This window comes from Terriglobus sp. YAF25, assembly GCF_052113305.1.
Lineage (GTDB): Bacteria > Acidobacteriota > Terriglobia > Terriglobales > Acidobacteriaceae > Terriglobus.
This window is the reverse complement of sequence record NZ_JBFRCY010000589.1, coordinates 1-2,995: the sequence shown is the minus strand read 5'-3', so window position 1 is coordinate 2,995 and position 2,995 is coordinate 1. Positions and strand designations below refer to the sequence as shown.

General features: G+C 59.0%; 3 protein-coding genes and 1 tRNA gene. 3 read left to right on the top strand and 1 reads right to left on the bottom strand.

The features are described 5' to 3' along the window. The first annotated feature begins 137 nt into the window (after positions 1–137). The gene (locus AB4043_RS20650; RefSeq protein WP_442302099.1) at positions 138–416 is read left to right on the top strand and encodes a hypothetical protein; all 279 of its coding nucleotides are present in this window, start codon (positions 138–140) and stop codon (positions 414–416) included. Positions 417–686: 270 nt separating this feature from the next. Here the strand turns inward: AB4043_RS20650 and AB4043_RS20645 are convergent. Then, positions 687–779: transfer RNA gene (locus AB4043_RS20645), tRNA-Ser, on the bottom strand. Between the two features lie 66 nt (positions 780–845). On the opposite strand from AB4043_RS20645, the gene AB4043_RS20640 reads away from it, so the two are divergent. Both AB4043_RS20640 and AB4043_RS20635 read left to right on the top strand, forming a co-directional pair. Further along, the gene (locus AB4043_RS20640; protein ID WP_442302100.1) at positions 846–2,186 is read left to right on the top strand and encodes an APC family permease; all 1,341 of its coding nucleotides are present in this window, start codon (positions 846–848) and stop codon (positions 2,184–2,186) included. 107 nt (positions 2,187–2,293) lie between these two features. After that, the coding region (locus AB4043_RS20635; protein WP_442307948.1) for a dienelactone hydrolase family protein at positions 2,294–2,995 on the top strand (702 nt) is incomplete at its 3' end.

Below are 2,995 nucleotides of genomic sequence, written 5' to 3'. Positions count from 1 at the left end.
TCACGGAACCGGTGTGACAGTGGTGAAAATCGGTGCGACGTGAAAATCGTCTTTGTAAATTGTGACCAGGTACAAAGACGACAATTTTCTTGYGGGGCCTGAAACTCCTGCACGCGGTCGCCGCATCCTAAGGTGCCATGAAAGCGACGGCCATGGTCTGCGACCGCCTGGAATGCGTCCGCGTCACAGTAGTCAGTATCGATCTGCCTTTGAACTGTTGGCTATGCGAGTTTGAGACCGCTGAGGATGCCTGTGTGGTCCTTGAGGAGGTTGGCATTCTCCCGGTCGGCGAGACGTCGTATGCCGTTAGAAACAACTTCGACAACGGTGTTCTTCTTGCGCAAGGTGAGTTGCAGCATGAAGATACGCTTCTGGCGGCCGGTTTCTGGTCTGAAGAATTGTGGGTTGTGAATTAGGGCGTGAATCTAAAGTTCATGCCAAATCCTGAGGTGCGTTTGCGTCCGAAGCAGGATGGCAGTATTTCTGATACGAACTCCAGACTCATCACATCAAGGCGTACCGATAATTTAATGAAGAGTTATAGAGCGGGCCTTCAGCCCTTTATTCTCAATGGGCAGGAAACCTGGGGCGCTGCCCCAGGCTGGTATAGAACGCGCCTTCAGCGCTCTGGTTTCTATCGAGCTGCTGCGGCTATTTTGTAAGTGGATCAGCGCTTTTGGGGGAACTGGCGGAGAGAGGGGGATTCGAACCCCCGATAGAGCTTTTGGCCCTATAACGGTTTAGCAAACCGCCGCCTTCAGCCACTCGGCCATCTCTCCAGCGCACGATGTAGATCAGTATACCGGAACGCCGCAAATTCCCGTACATTCAAAGCCATCGCTGCAATGCAAAAATCTGTCCGCAAGCTTCGTCTGCTGCCGTTGCTGGCAGGCGCCTATTACATGGTCTCGGGCGGGCCGTATGGCCTGGAGGACATTATCGGCATGGCCGGTTACGGCCGTGCCCTGTTGTTACTGGTGCTTTTGCCCTTTGTTTGGAGCCTGCCAACGGCGCTGATGATCGGCGAACTGGCCTCGGCCATTCCGCTTGAGGGCGGGTTTTACGCCTGGGTACGGCGAGCTCTGGGGCCCTTCTGGGGGTTCCAGGAGGCATGGCTTTCTCTGGCCGCGTCGGTCTTCGATATGGCCATCTACCCCACGATCTTTACCGAGTACCTGGGCCGAGTGGCTCCGTTTATGACCGCAGGGCATCGCGGAACCATGCTGCAGTTGCTGGTGATTCTGCTGGCAGTGCTGTGGAATCTGCGTGGCGCGGCGGCAGTGGGCGAAGGCTCGGTCTGGATGATGATCGTCTCGCTCTCGCCGTTTGCGATTCTGGTGCTGATCGCGCTTGGCTACGCCGTGCGGCATCCGGCGGCGCATGCGTATGCAGGCTTGCCGGTGCAGCACACGCTGTCCGGAGCGTTGCTGGTCGCCATGTGGAACTACATGGGATGGGATAACGCCACCACCATTGCGGCGGAGGTGGAAGAGCCGCAGCGCAACTATCCGCGCGCGATGATCCGGGCAGCGGTGATGGTGATGTTTGTTTATTGTCTGCCGCTGTTGGCGGTGTGGCTGGGCGGCCTTTCGCCGGATCGCTTCACGACCGGCGCCTGGGTGGACGCGGCGAAGGTCTTCGGTGGTCCGTTGCTGGCGGCGTCGATTGTCTTTGTCGGATCGATCGACGGCGTGGGAACCTTCACGGCGTTGACAATGTCGTACACGCGGCTTCCCTTCGCTATGGCAATGGATGGTCTGCTGCCGAAGGTCTTTACCCGCGTAAATCGTGCGGGCGTGCCGTGGGTTTGCATCGTAACTTGTGCAACTGCGTGGGCTTTGGCGCTGGGACTGACCTTTGAGCGGCTGATCTCGATCGATCTTGTGCTCTACGGAGCGTCGCTGATGCTGGAGGATGTGGCGCTGGTGGTGCTGCGGCTGCGCGAGCCGGAGATGAAGCGTCCCTTCCGCATTCCGGGTGGACTGTTCACGGCGATTGCGGTTGGAATTGGGCCGGCGGTGCTGATCTTCTTTGCGCTGTGGGCATCGCGCGAGGAGCGTACGTATGGCATGTCGGCGATGCTGTTTTCTTTGTTGATCGCGGCGGTGGGGCCGGTGTTGTACCTGTTCTGCCGGAATTGCTCGCCGGTCGCCGCCCGGGAGGGAGTTGCCGCGGATGAGTCTTAGGCGTTGACCGCGACGTCCTATGACAAGCAGCATTGAATCCTGCTCATGTAGACGACAGCCACACGTTCTCTCAGCAATCCTGCAATTCAAGAAAAGGAGTGCCAGTCATGTGCGATGAACATATTCATCAGGGACTGATTCACGATCCCACGCTTACCCGCCGGGCCTTTGGCCTGGGTGCTGCTGCAACCGTTGTGCTTACCTCCGCGGCTGCCGGGGCGCAGTCGAAGGTTGTTGAAAAAGATGTGAATGTGCCGATGGCCTCGGGAGTCTCCGATTCGGCGCTGTTCTATCCCGAGGGCAAAGGCCCCTGGCCTGCGGTATTGGTCTGGACCGATATCCTGGGCCTGCGCCCGGTCTTCCGGGATATGGGGCGTCGTCTTGCCGCCGAGGGCTACGTGGTGCTGGTGCCCAATCCGTTTTATCGGAACGCCAAGGCTCCGGTGGTCGATGGCTCGTTCGATTTCAGCAAGCCTGAAGACCGCGCCAAGGTGATGCCGCTGGCGGCGGCTTTGACGGCCGATGCCAACATCAGCGACGCCAAGGCTTACATGGCGTTTCTGGATGCGCAGCCGCAGACTGACAAGAAGAAAAAGATGGGTGTGCAGGGCTACTGCATGGGCGGTCCGCTGACCTACCGCACGGCGGCGACGGTGGCGGATCGTGTGGGAGCGGCCGCGACCTTCCATGGTGGAGGTCTGGTGACTGACAAGCCGGACAGCCCGCATCTGATGATTTCGAAGATGAAGGCCGAGGTGTACTCCGCTGTGGCTGATAACGACGATCAGCGCGATCCGGCGGCTAAGGAC

What these genes read in the sequence shown, in the direction of transcription:
- AB4043_RS20650 (WP_442302099.1), top strand. Translation starts at nt 138, where the DNA reads ATGAAAGCGACGGCCATGGTCTGCGACCGCCTGGAATGCGTCCGCGTC.
- AB4043_RS20640 (WP_442302100.1), top strand. Translation starts at nt 846, where the DNA reads ATGCAAAAATCTGTCCGCAAGCTTCGTCTGCTGCCGTTGCTGGCAGGC.